The sequence below is a fragment of the Catenulispora pinisilvae genome, from assembly GCF_015356865.1.
Taxonomy (GTDB): Bacteria; Actinomycetota; Actinomycetes; order Streptomycetales; family Catenulisporaceae; genus Catenulispora; species Catenulispora pinisilvae.
This window is the reverse complement of sequence record NZ_JAAFZA010000049.1, coordinates 38,143-55,079: the sequence shown is the minus strand read 5'-3', so window position 1 is coordinate 55,079 and position 16,937 is coordinate 38,143. Positions and strand designations below refer to the sequence as shown.

The following is a 16,937-nucleotide window of genomic DNA, read 5'->3' as shown; positions in this document are numbered from 1 at the left end:
ATTTCGTTGTGAAAAAACCGCCAGATTTCCGCCGCCGGGTTTGCCGGTTCGGTGGCGGTCGCCCGGCAGGGCGGCGGAAATCAGTCCGTTTTTTCACAACATGAGTGGTCATCTCAGTCGTACTCGGCCTGGGCGAGAACGCCGCGGTCGGACCGGACTCGCCTGACCTGGTCCCCGCCCAGCCGCCCTCGGGGCTCCAGGCACGGCTTGAGAACGGTTTCAGGGATATCCGGCGGCCGGCGGTGGGACAGGGCGTGTGCTCGGGTCGTCCGTTTTGCGGAAGGTGAGCACACATGTTGTGAAGAAACCGGCGGTTCCGGCCCCATCCCGCCCCGCCGCACCGGATCAGCCCAACAGTTGGCCGGAACCGCCGATTTCTTCACAACGCCCTTCAACCACCCCACACACCGCAACCCCCACACACGACGCAACCCCAACCGGCGACCACACCACCAACCCGGCGAACCAACCCGGCCACCGCACTAGAGAGCCGAGAAGTCCAGATAGGGAACACCGCCCGGGCGGTCGATCGCCGCGAACAAGGCGAGCGCTTCTGGGTCCGTGCCGACAGTCCCTTCGCAGGCTTCTTGGTACAGCTCTATGTACTGACGAAGGAAGTCACCGCGCAACGTGTCAGTACCACGCCCGGCGAACGAGGGACCGGCGTGGAGGACCATGAGGAGCAGATTCCGCACACGCTGCTTACCCGGCCCCAGTGCGGCTTGGAAGTAGGGGATGTCCAGTGCGCGGGCGCTGCGGCGGGTATAGAAGCGCAGGCGCGCGACAGGATCACCGTGGTCCTCACTCGCGGTGAAATGGCGTGGATCCTCGACCTCGGCGAGGACCACGCAGGGATCGAAGGTATCCCGCCACCGCGCCAGAGCGCGGTCCAACAGCGGCCCGCCGACACCGCCGCTTCGCATCCCAGGCCGGGTCGCGATGTAGGACAACAGCACGACCCGAGGACCGGGATTCCACTCGCCCACCGCGACGGCCGCCACCGTGCCTGTCGGGTTCCAGATCTCCCCGATGGCTGGCACCTGCCGCGTTACTCCTGCTGGCGACTCCACCTAGCCGAAGTCATCGGCGGTCGAAGGACGGTTCCGCCGTCGATGAGTCCGGCGGAACCGCCCTTCACGAGTACCACCGAGCCGGCTGACCCGATCGCCGAATCAGCCGGTCAGCCTGAACATCCGCCGATTCCGGCACGGTACTGGCACCGGCACCGGCACCGGCACCGGCACCGGCACTGGCACCCGGCGAACTCAGACAGTGCCCTGATACTCGGCCAGCAGATTCGCGCACCGGATCAGCCCGATGTGCGAGTAGGCCTGCGGATAGTTGCCCAGCGAGCGCTCGGCGACCGGGTCGTACTGCTCCGGCAGCAGGCCGGTCGGGCCCGTCGCGTCGACGATCTGCGCGAACAGCTCCTCCGCCTCGTCCCGCCGCCCGGCCAGCAGATAGGCCTCGATCAGCCACGCCGCGCAGATGTGGAAGCCGCCCTCGCCGCCGGGCAGGCCGTCGTCGCGCCGGTACCGGTACACCGTCGACCCGCTGCGTAGCTCGGCCTCTATCGCCGTCACCGTCTGCTGGAAGCGCTCGTCGGCCGGGTCGATCAGGCCGGACAGACCCACGAACAGCGAGGCCGCGTCCAGGTCCGTGCCGTCGTAGGCGGTGGTGAACGCCTGGACCTCGTTGTTCCAGCCGTGGTCGAGGACGTCCGCGCGGATCTTGTCGCGCAGGACCTTCCACTCCGGCGGCACCTCGCGGCCGTGCCGCTCGCCGAGCGTGACGCCCCGGTCCATGCTCACCCAGCACATCACCCGCGAGTAGACCCGGTGGCGCGGCACGTGCCGCTCCTCCCAGATCCCGTGGTCGGCCTCGTCCCAGCGCTGCGAGACCGCCTCGACCATCGCCTGCACCATCTGCCAGTCCTCGTCGCGCAGCTCGCCGCGCACCTCGGCCAGCGTACTGACCAACTCCACCACCGGGCCGAAGACGTCCAGCTGGACCTGGTGGTTGGCCAGGTTGCCGACGCGGACCGGTCGGGAGCCGGCGTAGCCGGGCAGCGACTCGATCGTGGCCTCGGCGCCGATCACACTGCCCGACAAGGTGTACAGCGGGTGCAGCCACTCCGGCCCGGCGAGCGTGCCCAGCACGCCGTGCAGCCAGGTGAGGTAGCCCTCCGCCTCCTCGACCGAGCCCAGGTGCACCAGCTCCCGCACCGTCATCGCCGCGTCGCGGATCCAGCAGTAGCGGTAGTCCCAGTTGCGGACCCCGCCGATCTCCTCGGGCAGCGACGTCGTCGCCGCCGCCAGCACGCCGCCGGTGTCGGTGTTGACCAGCCCGCGCAGCGTCAGCGCCGACCGGAGCACCAGCTCGGGCAGCACGCCGGGCAGCTTCAGCGTCGCCGCCCACTCGCTCCAGTACCGGCCCGCGCGCGCCCGCCGCTCCACCTCGGGACTCTCGTGCTCGTCGAGTTCGGCCGTCCCGCAGCGCAGCTCGAACACGATCGGGTTCCCCGCCGACGGCCGGATCACCGCGGACGCCGTCTCGTGCAGCCCGTCGGAGGTGATGGTCCACTGGACGCCCGGCGAGCGCAGCACGAACGGCTCGGAGGTCCCGTGCACCTGCAGGCCGTCGGCCTCCACCGCCAAGCGCACCGGGACACCGCCGAACTCCGGACGCGGTGCGAAAGTCACCGTGGCCTCGGTGTCACCGGCCACCACCCGGACCAGGTCCGTGCGGTGCGGCGGGGTGTCGAGCTCGAGGTAGTCCGTGACCAGCAGCCGCGACCAACGGGTCTCCACCGTCATGGTCCTGGGCAGGTAGCGCTGGCCCAGCGGCAGGCCGTTGTGCCGGGGGCCGATGCTGAAGTGCCCGGCGCCGGCGCCGCCGAGCAGGTCGGCGAAGACCGCCGGCGCGTCCGCGCCGGGGTGGCACATCCAGGTCAGCTTGGCGTCCGGCGTCACCAGGGCGACCGAGCGCTCGTTGGCCAGCAGGGAGTGCCGCTCGATCGGGTGGGAGGACTGGCCGTAGAGCCAGTTCCGGCGCTCCTCCAGCAGGAACGCGAGCACCACCGGGACGTCCGCCGTCTCCGATACGCGGTAGGCCGCGAGCGTGTCGCCGGGGCCCACCTTCACGCCGACGTCCGGACCGCTCAGCCGGGCGAACGCCTTCTCATCGGTGACATCGTCGCCGAGGAAGATCGCCGCGGTGGCGGCGACCTGATGGCGCAGCACGTCCAGCGCGTGGCCCTTGTCGGTCTTGACCACCGAGAGCTCGATGACCTCCTTGCCGACGGTCGTCGAGACGCCCGGCCAGGTGGCCGGCCCGGCGTGCACGCTGGCGAGCACCTCGCGGCCGGCGTCGTACTCGGCCTGGCGGACGTGCACCGCGATGCTCGCCGGCTTGACCTCCAGGTTCACCCCCGGCACGTCGATGACCAGCCGCTCCAGCTCGGCACCGAGCCGCCGGTGCAGCGCCCGGGCCTCCGGCGCGAGCTCGTGGACGAAGCCGATGTCGAACTCGGACCCGTGGCTGCCGACGAGGTTCACCTCGGCGGGCAGCCGCGACAGCGTGGCGAGGTCGCGCAGCGCCCGGCCCGAGATGACCACCGTGGTCGTCTCGTGCAAGGCCGCGAGCGACCTGAGCGCACCCACCGACTCCGACAGCGGCCGCGCCTCGTCCGGGTTCAACGTGATCGGGGCCAGCGTGCCGTCATAGTCGCAGGCGACCAGGAGCCGCGGAGTCCGGGCGATCTGGACGATCGTCCGCCGCAGCTCCGCCGGCAGGGCCTCAGCAGTCAACACTCCTCCTCAAGGAGTTCAGTCATGGGTGTGTGCGGCGTTCGGGTCTCCCGGTGCCGCACGGCGCGCATGCGACGACGGCCCTGCGCGGTATCGAGCGTAACCGCTTCCACGACTCCGTCGTTCACACCGTCCAGATCGTGTTGGAGTCGTCACCGCATGCGAATTCTTCACCGCTGACCTCTTGGACGGCACGAAGGCGTACGCGCTGGCCGCCGGGTCGAAAGGTTCTTGATGTGCTCGCGAGCCCGACGGGGCACGCCCTAGACGGGCACGCCGCTCCTACTTACCGATCTTCTCCGGGATGCCGGGGAACAGCCTGCGGGCGTTGGCGCGGCCAATCTTGACCCGGTCGTTCTCGCTGATCGCGGCATGGTCGAACCACTCGGACGCCTCACGCATCGACTCATACGGGTAGTCGCTGGAGTACAGGACCCGGTCGGAGCCCATCTCGGCGAGCGTCGCGTTGAGGGTCTGGGTGTGGAAGTTTCCGCTGGTCGTGACGTAGAAGTTGGTGAGCAGGTAGTAGTCGAGCGGCTTCTGGAACTTGATCAGGTCGCCCATGTAGGACGCGCGGTGGGCGATGCGCCACATATTGAACGGCAGGGTCTCGCCGAGGTGTCCGAGGATGACGGTGAGCCCGGGGAAGCGGTCGAACAGTCCGCTGGTCATCAACCGCAGCGCGTGCGTCGAGGTCTCGACGGTGAAGGACCACACCGCACCGAACAGTTCGGGGTGCCCCTCGTAGATCCCCTGGTTGCCCGCCAGCGGATCGCGCGGGTGCAGGTAGGCCGGGACGCCGAGCGCTTCCAGGCGCTCCCAGAACGGCAGGTAGCGTTCGTGGTCGTAGTACCAGCCGGTCTCGGCGTCGCCGATGTTGGTGTAGCCGTTGAGCATCACACCGTGGAACCCGAGTTCTGCGACGCACCGCTCGAGCTCGGCCACCGCCGCCGCCGGGTCCTGCATGGGCAGGGAGGCGAAAGCGCCGTAGCGGGTGGGGTTCGCGGCGACGACCTCGGCGAGCTCGTCGTTGGCCTGCCGGGCGAGCGCGACAGCCCGCCGCGGGTCCGGCACCGCCTGGACGCCGGGCGCGGTCAGCGACAGCACCGAGTAGTCGATCCCGGCGGCGTCCATCTCCGCCAACCGGTCGGTGCTCAGATCGAGCAGGCGCCGGGCGATCTCCTTCATCGCGCCGGGGTTGACGTACTGCGGGAGGTCGGTGGCGAACGCCGGGAGGTTGAAGTGCTCTTCAAGCGCGATCTTGCCGTTCATGGGGCCGCTCCTGAATTGAAGGTACCTTAATTGAAGCCACCTTCAACATAGGAGGCGCCTCCTATACTGTCAAGGTGGACGAGAACAGCGGCAAGCCCGATACATCCTCAGCGGTCCGATTCGGCCTGCTCCTCAGGAGCGCGCAGCACCTGCTGGCGCAGCAGATCGACGAGGTCCTGCAGCCGCTCGACCTCAACCTGGGAATGTGGAGAGTACTTCTCGAAGTAGAGCGCGAACCGGGCGCCTCAGCCTCCGAACTAGCCAGGGCGTCCTTCCACACGCCGCAGACGCTCAGCGGACTGCTGCGCCGCCTTGAGGACCGAGGACTCGTCGAACGCAGCATGGGCCGCGGACGCATCGTGGAGAACCATCTGACCAAGGCCGGCCACGAGGCCTTGGCCAGCGCAACACAACGCGCAGACCAGGTCATCGCCGCCTCGCTGGCGGCCTTCAACCCAGCCGACCGCGCTGGCCTTCAACGATTACTAGCCGAGTACGCAGGAATGCTCACACGCAACCAGCCGCCTGCTCCGCCCGCCTGACGCACGACATTCAGCGGTCGATCACCACGACGGCCTCATGGGCGTCGACTGCCAGGGGCGACTGTCCATGCGGCGAACTCCGCTGTGGTAACGAACTCCCCTGGCCAAACTAGTTCATACGGTCGACCACCGAGAGCTCCACCGCGCCTGAGCGGTCTGAAACTGATTGTCCTGGTCGCATCGTTGCTCCCGGACCCCTTCGACGCTGGCGCCGTCGCCTGCTCTCCGCGAAGTGGCGTCAGCCCAAGCTGCCGAGACGTCCACCGATCCCAGACGATGTGGTGGTGCTGATCATCCGGCTCCACACTGAGAACCCCACCTGGGGTGTCGTTCGCGTCCAGGGCGAGTTGCGTCGACGCGCGGTCACCGTGTGGCCGCCTCCACTATCCGTAAGATCCTGCGTGCACGTCGGTCCCGTCGCCGTCTAGGCACGACGACACGGGGCGCACGTTCCTGCCCTCCCAGGCCGAAACGATCCTGGCGATCGATTTCTTGCACGTCGACACCGTCATGCTGAAACGGCCGTATGCGGCGGTCGTCATCGAGGTCGGCAGTCGAAGGGCCGATCTGTTGGCTGTCACTGATCACCCGACCGGTGCTCAGGCCATGCAACTTGCCCGAGAACTGACCTTCGATCTGGAGCAGGTCGGCCACCACTTCACTCGATCGATCTGCGACCGAGACGCGAAGATCAGCGCATCCTTCGGCGCCGTACTCGCTCCATCGTGTGGACTCGGAGATTCACGTGACCTTGTGACCTGGGTGCATGCAGCCTCTGGTCGTCGAGCTGAGATCCTGGCGGGAACTTCCTGCCGATGGTGTACCGCATAACGCGGCGCGTGCTGGGACCTGTGGCGGGTTCCGAGCCCACAGGAAGCGTCTGAGGAAGACCCCATCTGAGGCGACAAGTGAGACCGGTCCCGGAACAGGGCACGCAAAAGCCCCTCCACTTGCGACCGTGGATGGGCTTTGACCTGCGGTTCATGTGCCTAACACGAGTGCGCGCGAAGGGATTCGAGCCTCTGTAGGGCCATCAGGGACTTGATATCGAGGGTCGCGATGTTCCGTTTCGTACTAAAAATCGTAGCCCATATATGTGCTACGACCAGGCTCGTGTTGCCGCAACTAGGCCGTAATGGCCGGTGCCGCGACATCCGCTCACATCGCGCTTCCACACTGCGCCCGTCGGATGTGGGACCTCGCCGAAGCATCGATAGCACTTGACACAACCAGCTGTCGCTCTCCGACACACAGCAGTCTATGCGTCGACACCTTCGCCTTCAGCCTCAGGGCCGTAGGGCCCGAGGAAGCGGCTGCCGTTGAAATGGACCATGTGTGTCGGCGAGTCAGCGCACCAGACTTCGGTCTCCCAAGCGATGTCCTTGAGATACTGCCGCATGTCGGCTCGGGTCTCGAAACAGGACACGAAGACCAGGCCGGCGGTGCTGTCAGCGAACAGGGTCTTGAGCTCTTTGTGGCGTTTGGCATCCACAGGTCCGTGGCTGGTCACAGCTTCCATAAGCACCAGCCAGTTCTTCTCCTTGAGATGGACAACCAGGTCGGGCATCTTGCCGTGGCTGTCGAAGGTGACGCCGAGCGCGGCGAGGGCTTCGTTCTGCGAGTGCTTCCACTTGTCATCGGCATCACCGACGTACAGGACGACACCGCCGGGGGTGTAGCGGGGGCAGAACTCTTCGACCATCTTCTCGATGAGTTCGTTCTGTCCGCCGCCGCTGATATCCACTTCGCCTCCATCGGGGAGCGTTAGCTTGATGCGATGCATCTTGCGCTCCGCGAAGTAGACCTCCTTCAGCCCTGGTAGGTCGGCTAGATAGACCTTCAGCGAGGGTTCGAAGTCGGTGGTTCCGTACAAACGGATGAGCTCTGTCGCGCGGTCGGTAAGCTGGTAGCAGTTGTGCGGAGAATTGACCGGCCGTCCGGGATCGTCGGGATTGAGGACGACGAGGCCAGCATCAATGAACTGGTGTAGCGTCTGCCGCCTTATCGTCTCGCGAGTGTTCGGTTTGTAGTCCCGACCGTGGTGCTGCCGAAGATAGTCCATGATCTGGACCGTCCGCAGCATGGGGTTGGTCGCCTGTGACCAGTCGTCATCAGGTCCAAGACGCGCCAGTGTCAGCAGCACGAGGGCCGAGCGCTCGTTGGAGCGCTCGGCGTCGAGCTTCATATCCAGTAGCAGGCGCCGCGCCTGATTCAGGATCGTTCCGTCGTCCTCGATCACCTGGTTCTCCTCGTCCCGTTCCCCGACCAGTACGTGGTGTCGGACCAGCGCATCGATCTCTCCTTGCTCCGGCCACGCACTCAGCGTTACCGCTTCTCCGAGAGCGGTGAGGCTTGGCCGGTCGGGGTAGCGCATGTTCCGCAGGTCGGTCGCATTGACCTGTGTGTGGCCGCTGAACTGCCGGAAATGCGAGTCCAGCTGGTTGGAGTTGAGCCACACGGACATTCCGCGCGCCAGTACCGGATCTAATCCGATCCCGTCGGCATGGATGACGTTGACATGGTTCTCAAAACCGATGGCGTCGGACTCGACAACATCAGGATCATAGACCACTGATACGATACGGCGCTTTTCTTCCTTGGAACTGAGCCGTTTTACCACCACGTACGTTCCTGCGGGGAACAGCTGCTTCTCGGTTTCAGATGCGCGGACGATGGCGTTCGCCTTCTTCGCATGCCTCACAGGCCAGGCGATACTACCTCGGTTGAAATGGTGTGGATAGATCAGCGGGACTGCACCGGGCTCGGGATCCATACGGAGGAAACCGGTAGCCCGGAAGTCCACCACACGTCCCGTGGACACCTTCAGTCCCAGGTCCGCCAGAGTCGCCGGCAAAGCCGCGGCAGTGGCGCTGACCGCATCGTCGTCAGCGTCGGTCGGGATACGCAGAAACGCCTCAGGATCGCTGGGTACGACGAGGTCGGTGTAGGGGATCAGCCGCTCCAGGCGGGGGTCCAAGTAGCCCCGGGCTGTCACGACCATCACATTGTCCGGGTGTATGCCCTGCGTGGCACTGAAGATGATGGTCTCCTGGAGCACCGAGGAGTCGGAGAACAGCGTGTCTCGCTCGTGGAACACGCTGATCCGGTCCAATCCCACCTGAGCGAGCAAGTCGGCGCGGAAGGAACGGAAATACACGCCGTTGCAGAAGCTGCGCGGGGTGATTGCGACGAGCTGCCCGCCTGGAGCGAGAACTCTGGTGGCGATGGCGAGGAACGCAGCGTAGATGTTGGGGACCTCCACGCCCAGCATCGAGAGCGATCCCCGTACTGCACTGGTGCGCTGCACTTTCCCGTAAGGAGGGTTCTGCACCACGATGTCGTAGCGGCGGGGGTTTTCGGCGGCATCCAGGCTCACCTGGGTCTGACTCATCCCCCAATCAATGAAGTCGCCAGCCACTACCTCATACAGCAGCTCGGTGCCGAGCTCCGCAGCGGCGGCTCTGCACTCTGTGAGCGTCTCCTCCAGTGCGAGATTCAGCGAGGGATCAATCTCCAGGGCCGTGACACGGATCGGCAACCCCGGACGTTCACGAAGAGCTCGAGCGATGACCGCCGCAACCAGGACCCCGACTCCGGCGCCAGGGTCGAGGATCGATAGCTCGCCGTCCTGATCGAGTCTGGGATGTGCAGCGATCTGCTCGGCAACGGCACGGGGGGTGAAGAATTGTCCCCATTTCCGCTGAACAGCGCTCGGGCGGCGGCCAGCTACCTCTAGGCGTCGCTGCTCGATTCCACCTAAAAGGTTGTCCAGCAACTGGCCCGGATCGGTGCTGTTTGTCACCGCGACAGACTAGCCGACCAGCAAGATCGCAAACGCGGGGACGCCTGCGAGCTCATTAAACGATCTTCGCCTCCCGGCACCCTCATCGGCAAAAGACTCCGCTACTCACCCCGCCCTTCGCAGAATGGGCTGTACCGCAAGTGTCAGGGGCGGCGCGGGTTCAAGGTGAAGTGGGACGGGCAACGACAGTCCTGTGCTGGTGCCGCCGAGCCGGCTGTCCTTTGGTCCCCACCACGGCGGTCGCTCGCTACGTTCGGCGGTCGCCACATGGCTGATCCGTGGTTGGAATGCGTACAGGGACGGAGCTCTTAGCCCTCGAACACGCGTTGGGCATCGCGATCTCGCCGGGTCTAAGCTGCCAGTGGACGGGCAGCTGGACTGGGAACGGGTGGTGGTCGACTCCTCGCAGGTGCGAGCGATGCGGCAGGGTCCAATACCGGTCGATCATTGCCCAGCCGGGAAGAGATCGTTTCCCTGGTCGGCGAGCACATCGAGGCTGCGCGGATCAAAGCCGGCTCATAGTATGAGGTGTGACCTCCGCAGACTCGACGTCGCTTCCATCGCTCATGGCTTCCCGCAAGGCCTACCATGAACGACTCAAGCTCGTTCTACCTCAATTCGTCACAGGGACCACGTCCACTGCGAACCCGGTGGCGGCTGCGGTGGTGTTCGTTGCGCTCTACGTAGGCGCGGTCGATGCAGAGCACCCGATCCGTCCGAAGACGGTCTCGTGGATGAGCGACTCGGTCGCGAAGCGACGGACTGACCCGGACCGAAGAGCCTACTACAAGGCGTCGCGGAGCGGCAGCAAAGCTGTCAGCAAGCTCTGCGTCACCTGGGGTATTGCTCGTGGATCGACCTGGTACGCGGACGATAGCCGTGAGCCTATCCGAGACGAGACGCTCAAGGAGTTTGCTAACTGCGGCGCGGTCAAGCACACGACGGTGACGGGGTCTTCACCCCTTGGCCGATACTATCTGGACCCTGATTTTGCGGCCCTCTTCGAGCCGTCCTTGCTCGGAGAGGACTTGGCGGCGGCCATTGTTAGCTGGCAAGAGAAGCACCTCAAACCCCTCGCAAAGCTGCGGGCTGCCAAAATGCGCGACCCCGCCCTGAGTACAGATTCCGTCATCGTCAATCTGCCTGGCGGTGGTCAGCGAACCCTCCATCCAGGCCTGAGCAGCAGAATTTTGAAGGGCGTCATCGAAGACTTCGCCTCGACGCTCGCCCATCCGAACGTGATCTTCATTTCCCAATCAGGGGAAAAAGTCAACCTCATCGACGACAGTACTCTAAAATCCATCGGGCTGACCATTGACAAGCAGAAACTTCTCCCTGACTGTTTGATCGCAGATCTCGATAAGACGCAGCAGACTCTGTGGTTCATCGAAGTCGTCGCAACCGGCGGGCCCATCACCACGGAACGTCGAGACGCCTTCCTGGAGTGGGCTGGCCAGTCCAGCATTACTGTGGAGCAATGTCGATTCTTGACAGCTTTCGAATCACGCACTCGTCCGCCAGCGAAGTCGTCTCTTCCTCGTCTAGCCACCAGGACACATGCATGGTATGCCGACGAACCTATGACTCTGCTAACCTTGGGCGACATCGCTCCATATGAGGATTGACCAGCCGGTGCAGGAAATGGGAATATACTAGGCCTCGCTCGTAGAATCCTGCGTCTGTTGAGGGCGGTACGATGGCCGGCCGACTCCGTTTGGGGCTACGGATGCCGGCGGTCCGCCGATCGTTCGAAACTGACGTCGGGCGAATTCTGAGTGTCGCCGCCACATGTGGCCGGTTGGTCAAGCAGCAAGAAGTGTAGCCAGGCGCTCGGCTGGGTTTCCCAATCGAGTATTTTGTGTGGCCGATCGTTGAATTCGGTGGTAACGGCGGCTAAGTGTTCGGCGGTGTGGACGGCGAGGTTGGTGCCCTTGGGGGACTGAGGACTGGCGCAGCAGGCCGTTCGTGTTCTCGTTGCTGCCGCGCTGCCAAGGCGAGGCGGGGTCGCAGAGGTAGACCGGGATGTCGGTGGCGATGCTGAAGGCGTGATGAGATCTCATCTCAGAGCCCTGGTACCAGGTTAGGGATCGGATCAGGCGGGGATGGCATGGCCTGCATGGTGCTCTGGACTGCGGCGCGCGTCTTTTCAGCGGTGCGTCCGTCAGGTAGATGGACGAGCATCGTGTTGCGGGTGGTGCGCTCGACCAGCGTGCTAGTCGCGGAGTCGCTGTCCTTGAGGTCGATTTGCTGGGCGGAGCGGTGGATCCGCAGAGCCAGGTACGACCGCACCGACAACGTCCCGCTGTTCGGCCAGGCTCACGCCCGCAAGGTCCTCGCCGCCTACGAAGACCACTTCAACGGGCATCGGCCCCATCAGACCCGGGACCGGACCCCTCCGGACGCCGACATCGCGGAAGTCAGCCCGATCGAAGGCCGGATCCGCCGCGGACAAGTCCCGCCACCACCATCCACGAGTACCACCGAGCCGCCTGACCCGAACGGCGAATTAGCTGGCCAGGGCACTCGTCGCCAACTTTGGCACGGGATAGGTTCTGAGCGGGCACTGAGACGCGGACCATGACGCTGTCCCAGGACCGGTCCTCGAACCGTTCTGCTCTACTGCGGCCATGGCAAAACTCGCAAGGGCGTGGAAGCCCGCCACAGCGGCTCTCCTCGCCGCGGCCGCCCTCACCACCGCGGCCGGCTGCTCCAGTGGCTCGGAGATCAGCGTGCCGGCCGGGGACACCAAGCCTGGCACCACGCTGCCGTTCGGCACCATGGCCACGGTCCGCATCAGTCAGGACAAGGGCGCCGCCGCCGAGGGCATCACCGTCCTGGACGTCACCAAAGCGAACATGTCGGACTTCCAGCAGCTGCAACACCCGGAGCAGGTGGCCGGCAAGGCCGCCTACTACGTCCACTATCGGATCACCAAGACCGACGCCACCGCCACCACCGGCATCCAGGCTGAGGACCTGATTCTGGGCAGTGATCCGGACCACCTGCTCGGCGGGATGAACGTGCTCAACTTCAATCCCTTCGACGACACGCCGAACTTCCCCTGCGAGCCCGCGCTGACCGAGCACCTGAACAACCAGCCGGCCGGCTCGACACTGGACGGCTGCGCGATCTTCTTGCAGGACGCGGGCGACACTTCGGCGGTCAAGGCGATGTGGGTGGGCCAGTCCGTGAAGGACTACGAGACGAAGCCGATTGTCTGGCAATAGGCCGTGGACAAGGCTGCTCCCCTGGATGCTTACAGGTATCGCAGGGGTGTGGCGGTCAGTACCGTCGATCACTGCGATACCGCGTTGACAGACATGGGGAGCCGATACATGGCGGGCGAGCCCGAGGGTCGGAACGAAGAACACATACACACCGGTGACCAGGACAAACTGCTGGGGGACGACACTTCGGCGTTGACGACGCAGCAGCTGAACGTCGTCACGCCGGCGGGGTCGTCGCTGCGGCCGGCGTCCGCGGAGCAATCGCCCGCGAACCAGCCGATCCCGAACCAGCCGATCCCGAACCAGACCCAGGCGTATCCGGTTTCGCCACTGGCCCCGGCCCCGGCCCCGGCTCCGACCGCGTCGTCCACCGGGGGTGGATACCAGACTCTGCCTCCGCAACAGAGTTCGTTCTCGCCTTCTTACGGACCGGTACCTCAGCCGCCGCTGCAACCCACCAAGTCCTTCCAGGCGCCCAAACTGCCCACGTCCCCCCGCGACCGTCGCCGACTGCTGATCATCGGGTTGGTCGCGGTGGTGGTGCTCGGCGGCGGGCTCACCTTCGCGGTGTGGCCCAGCGGCGCGAAGAAGGCGCCGGTCGCCGTGAACCCGCAGCACGTCGTCGCCGGGACGGTGCAGGCCGGCATCCTGACCCCGGACGATGTCAGCAAGGCCGTCGGCACGACCGTCATATCCGGCTCGGCGGCGAGCCAGCCGCCGCCGGCGCTGACCGCGGCCCCGACCTCGTGCGCGGTGGCGATCGGCCCGGCCACGGCCGCGGGATACACCGAAGGCTGGACGGTCTTCTACTCCACCACCTACCAGGACTCGACCGGCGCCGGCGACTACACGGTGACGCAGACGATCGGCAAGTACGGCGACGCGAACCAGTCCGGTGCGGTGTTCCAGGGCTTGGCCAAGGGGGTTGCCGGCTGCCCGTCGGCGACCCGGACCGACCAGAAGAAGAACACTGTGAAGTGGAACTACACGGTCGACACCAACACCTCCGAGGACCTGGCCTGGACCGCGTCTCAGGACTCCGGCGGCGGGTGGGCGTGCTACCGCCAGGCCCGGCTCAAGGGCAAGGCCGTGCTACAGGTCGCGGTCTGTGAGGGCGGCGACGGCAAGGCCGCGGCGGCGCAGGTCGCCGACCAGTTCGCGGCGAAGGTGAGCGGGTAAGTCGTGGCTGGGCAGTCGCAGTCGCAGTCGCAGTCGCCTTTGCCTCGTCGAGGCCGCGGTTCGCGCCGCCTGGTCGCGGTACTCGCCGCCGCCGGCCTGATGACCGGCGTCACAGTCGTCTCCGGACCCGCCGCGCTGGCCGCCGCGGTGCCGCATACGAGCGCCGCGCCGACCAGCACCGCATTTACCTGGCGCCTGTCCCAGGACGCCGACCCGTCCGCGCCGCCGGACGTCCCGGACTCGATCGGCGGCGGCTCGGCCCAGATCCAGTCCGAGATCACGGACTACGACACCAAGGCGCAGGCTCTCCAGAGCCAGTCGGCGACGGTCTCGGCCGAGACCGACTCCCTCAAGCAGCGCGAGTCGGACCTGGAGAACCAGGCCAACCAGATCACCAGCAAGCAGTCCGGCCTGGAGAGCCAGGCCAGCTCGGTGGAAAGCCAGATCACCGAACTCAACAACGAGATCGCCGCCCACAACGCCGAACCGCACGTCTTCGAGCTGCCGGACCAGCAGGCGGCGTACGACGCGTACAACGAGGAGAAGGCGAGCCTCGACGGGCGCAAGGCGGCCTTGCAGAACCAGGCGAACTCGCTGCAGTCCAGCCAGACGAGCCTGCAGAACGCCGAGTCGTCGATCGAATCGCAGCAGAACCAGCTGCAGAGCGACATCCAGAAGCACAACGACGAAGTCACGTCGATGCAGAGCGAGGCCTCCGACCTCGACGCCCAGCGCCAGAAGATCCTCAGCGACGTCGCGGAGTACGAGCAGCAGCTCGCCTCGGAACCGGACGCGGCGCCCTACGAGGACGCGCCCGGCGGCGACGCGTCGGACCCCGCCGGCGACCCGTCCGACCCGGCGGCCGACCAGGCCGCACCGGACGCGAACCAGTCCCAGCCGGCGATCAGCGGCGGCGACTCGGCCGAACCGGACGCGCCATACGAAGCGGCTCCGGACGACAGCGGCGCGTCGGAACCGCAGGCGGACGGCCCGGTCACGCAGGCACCGGTGCGAGTGACGCTGTCACCGGACGCGGTGCGCGCCCTGCCGCCGGACGAGACCGCGCACCTCGACCCGACGACCACCTACGACGGCCTGATCCCCGAGGCCGACGGCGACTACGCGGTGACCGAGCCCGAGCCGCCGGCCGGCGAGGAACCGCCGCCCGGCCAGAAGGCCTTCGACGACGCGATCGACAAGGGCGGGAAAGCGACCGCGGAGGTCGGCGGTGAGAAGCTCACCGTCGACCACGTCGACCCGGTGACCGAGGCGCCGCCGCAGGACGTCGGCGGGGACACGCCGCGGCCGGCGCCGCAGAGCGGCACGCCCAACGCCGTGGCGGAGGGGCCCGCGGTCAGTCTGAGCCAGTTGCAGTCGAACCTGGACGACCAGGGGCTCAGTGACGAGGCGTCGCAGTTCGACCTGGAGTACTCGCCGAAGATCACGGACGCGAACGGAAACCCGACCTACGGCGACGTGCCGATGGACGCTGCGGGGAACCCGGAGTTGGGTGCGGACGGGAAGCCGATCCTTCGGTTCTCCGACCTCGGCCTGCAGAATCCAGAGCAGGCCACGGAGACGTTCGCCAAGGACGAAGTCGAGTACTTCGATTCACAACTCGACAACCCCTGCCACAGCTTCGTCGGCGGCACGCGGGTCCTGATGGCGAACGGCACCACGGAACCGATCGCCGAGGTCCGAGCCGGCGACTCGATCGAGAACGCGCGGCCCGGTGGCGGCAACGAGGTCCACACGGTGGACAAGGTGCACGTCACGACGACGGACGCGGATTTCGTGGACGTGGTCATGGCGACGCCGGGGGGCGTCGAGACCATCACCAGCACCCGTAACCACCCGTTCTACGACGTGACCACGGCAGGGTTCGTCAACGCGGGATCGTTGGCGCCCGGCGACCGGCTGCAGAGCGGCTCGGGCCAGGTCGTGGTGGTGCGAGGCCTTCGGCCACACATCGGGCCGATGGTGACCTACGACCTGACGATCGACGGAGTGCACACGTACTACGTGGTCGCGGGCCACACCCCGGTGCTGGTGCACAACTGCGGGGGCTGGATCGACGGCCACGAGCCCAACTGTATCTGCGACGGCATGGACGGCGACCCGGTCTATCCCGAGGCACCCGACCTGGACCAGCAGTGGGAGGAAGCGACCGGGGGAACGGCGACCCGTGACATCCACGGCATGCTGCGCGAGGCAGAGCGGGCAGCCGGCGACGAGATCTGGAACGACCCCAACAGCGAGCTGTTGGTCCAGAAGGGCGGGCTGATCGTGAAGGTCCTCGACGTCGGTAATGGAAACTACTCTGTTGCCGTGCGAGATATGTCGAACCCCAGTGGCAGCTACCTAACGGTCATGACCAATTTCACCCAGCAGGAGCTCGACGGCAGGCTCACGAGCGGCATCTGGGGCGCTCCCAATGGCTGAACCGGCGGAAGTCCCGACCAGAGAACGGGTGATGCGCGAGTGGCGCGGTGTCATCGACGGGTCGGTGTCCCGGGACAGCGCGCACCGCTGGGCGGCCACCTGGGTCGAGGATGCCGACTTCAATCCGACCGACCCAATGGTCCTGAACGGCCTCCAGTACGTCCACGGCTTCGATTTGGTGACGGACGCCGACGGGGGTTTCGGTCATTCGGCATCCGGGGTTGACGGGGGCTATATCAAGGATGGTGAGGAGATCGAAGAGGATTTACAGCATTGGCTGCGTGAGAACGCGCTTTACGATGAGGATCCGTCCGGATTCCTGAGCCGAAAGATCGCGCACGCATTGGAAAGCCTCGAGTGGAGAGGTGCTCCGGGCAGCCCGATCGACCCCGGCAAAGACGCGTCGTCGTGAGGCGCGCGAGTACGAGAAGACCGCCAGAGCAAGCGAAAGCCGTGTCCGAACGTTCGCCCTGGGCCGTGCATCCCACGCGTCCAATCCCGACTTGTCGGTGAACAACCTCGTGAGTGGCTCCGGCACTCGTGTGCTTGCGCTGGTCCAAACGTTGACTCGCAGAAGCGCCGCATAGCCGTAGCCGGGGATGAACGCACCGGACAGTCGAAGTTACAACCGTACGTAGTCGATCCAAGATGAGGGGCTACCAGT

At 66.0% G+C, this 16,937-nt stretch carries 11 protein-coding genes and 1 pseudogene; 6 read left to right on the top strand and 6 right to left on the bottom strand.

Annotation, left to right across the window (positions count from 1 at the left end):
• Positions 1–482 precede the first annotated feature (482 nt).
• The 3 genes from IZR01_RS16120 to IZR01_RS16110 form a co-directional block, all read right to left on the bottom strand.
• Entirely contained in the window at positions 483–1,040 is a 558-nt protein-coding gene (locus IZR01_RS16120) for an N-acetyltransferase (protein WP_194924333.1), read from the bottom strand.
• Positions 1,041–1,265: 225 nt separating this feature from the next.
• On the bottom strand, positions 1,266–3,809 hold the full coding sequence (gene otsB / locus IZR01_RS16115; protein ID WP_194924332.1) for a trehalose-phosphatase: 2,544 nt from the start codon (positions 3,807–3,809) through the stop codon (positions 1,266–1,268).
• A 282-nt stretch (positions 3,810–4,091) separates the two neighbouring features.
• Positions 4,092–5,081, bottom strand: a complete 990-nt coding sequence (locus tag IZR01_RS16110; RefSeq protein ID WP_194891145.1) for an amidohydrolase family protein — start codon at positions 5,079–5,081, stop codon at positions 4,092–4,094.
• Between the two features lie 74 nt (positions 5,082–5,155).
• Between IZR01_RS16110 and IZR01_RS16105 the strand changes: the two genes are divergently transcribed.
• Entirely contained in the window at positions 5,156–5,623 is a 468-nt protein-coding gene (locus IZR01_RS16105) for a MarR family winged helix-turn-helix transcriptional regulator (protein ID WP_194924331.1), read from the top strand.
• A gap of 363 nt (positions 5,624–5,986) precedes the next feature.
• Here IZR01_RS16105 and IZR01_RS16100 read toward each other — a convergent pair whose 3' ends face one another.
• Together IZR01_RS16100 and IZR01_RS16095 are read right to left on the bottom strand one after the other, a co-directional pair.
• Complete coding sequence (locus IZR01_RS16100; protein WP_194924330.1) at positions 5,987–6,277, bottom strand: hypothetical protein; 291 nt, start codon at positions 6,275–6,277, stop codon at positions 5,987–5,989.
• Positions 6,278–6,881: 604 nt separating this feature from the next.
• Positions 6,882–9,425, bottom strand: a complete 2,544-nt coding sequence (locus tag IZR01_RS16095; protein WP_323747020.1) for a BsuBI/PstI family type II restriction endonuclease — start codon at positions 9,423–9,425, stop codon at positions 6,882–6,884.
• 530 nt (positions 9,426–9,955) lie between these two features.
• On the opposite strand from IZR01_RS16095, the gene IZR01_RS16090 reads away from it, so the two are divergent.
• Positions 9,956–11,050: a BsuBI/PstI family type II restriction endonuclease gene (locus IZR01_RS16090; RefSeq protein ID WP_194924329.1), complete on the top strand. Its 1,095-nt coding sequence runs from the start codon at positions 9,956–9,958 to the stop codon at positions 11,048–11,050.
• A 177-nt stretch (positions 11,051–11,227) separates the two neighbouring features.
• Here the strand turns inward: IZR01_RS16090 and IZR01_RS50595 are convergent.
• Positions 11,228–11,651, bottom strand: a pseudogene (locus tag IZR01_RS50595) (IS30 family transposase); the annotation flags it as partial.
• A 401-nt stretch (positions 11,652–12,052) separates the two neighbouring features.
• On the opposite strand from IZR01_RS50595, the gene IZR01_RS16085 reads away from it, so the two are divergent.
• The 4 genes from IZR01_RS16085 (at position 12,053) to IZR01_RS16070 (ending at position 16,685) form a co-directional block, all read left to right on the top strand.
• Positions 12,053–12,652, top strand: coding sequence for a hypothetical protein (locus tag IZR01_RS16085; protein WP_194891147.1), 600 nt, complete (start codon positions 12,053–12,055; stop codon positions 12,650–12,652).
• A 108-nt stretch (positions 12,653–12,760) separates the two neighbouring features.
• On the top strand, positions 12,761–13,831 hold the full coding sequence (locus IZR01_RS16080) for a sensor domain-containing protein (RefSeq protein WP_194924328.1): 1,071 nt from the start codon (positions 12,761–12,763) through the stop codon (positions 13,829–13,831).
• A 3-nt stretch (positions 13,832–13,834) separates the two neighbouring features.
• A complete protein-coding gene (locus tag IZR01_RS53280) occupies positions 13,835–16,273 on the top strand; it encodes a polymorphic toxin-type HINT domain-containing protein (protein ID WP_194924327.1) in 2,439 nt (812 codons plus the stop codon).
• Positions 16,266–16,685: a hypothetical protein gene (locus IZR01_RS16070; protein WP_194891150.1), complete on the top strand. Its 420-nt coding sequence runs from the start codon at positions 16,266–16,268 to the stop codon at positions 16,683–16,685. Before IZR01_RS53280 ends, IZR01_RS16070 begins: the two co-directional genes overlap by 8 nt.
• The last annotated feature ends 252 nt before the right edge of the window (positions 16,686–16,937 follow it).